Here is a 390-nt window from a genome sequence, read left to right as displayed (position 1 = left end):
ACCGCCGGCCTGCCCCGGCTGGTCCAGGCCATGCAGGACTACCACGACCTGGCGCTCGCGCCGGGCTGGGACATGCTGTGCGCCCAGGTGGACGCGGACCTCGGCATGCGCACGCAGGTGCTGCTCCACGGCGGCGTCGACGCGCTGCTGACCGGCCTGCGTCCCAAGGTCCGCTGGACGGCCCCGGTCCTGGAGACCGACGACGGCCTCCCCGGCACGCTCCCGTCGGAGGGCACGGGCCTGCTGCTGGTCCCGACGTACTTTTCGGTGGCGCCGTCGCTGGTCCCGCCGTTGCCGGGCGGCGTTCCCCGGCTGCTCTACCCGTGCGTCCGCCACGCGGCGCACGCCGCGGGCGTCGACCGCGCGGCCCCGAAGGCGCCGGGCAACGCG

Annotated in this window: 1 pseudogene; it reads left to right on the top strand. The window is 76.7% G+C overall.

What is annotated here, in order from left to right:
- Positions 1–390, top strand: a pseudogene (locus tag G3I65_RS17445) (ArsR family transcriptional regulator); the annotation flags it as partial.

This window comes from Amycolatopsis sp. SID8362, from assembly GCF_010550475.1.
GTDB classification, from domain to species: Bacteria; Actinomycetota; Actinomycetes; order Mycobacteriales; family Pseudonocardiaceae; genus Amycolatopsis; species Amycolatopsis eburnea.
Note: the sequence above shows the minus strand (reverse complement) of the source record. Positions and strands in the feature narration are given on the sequence as shown.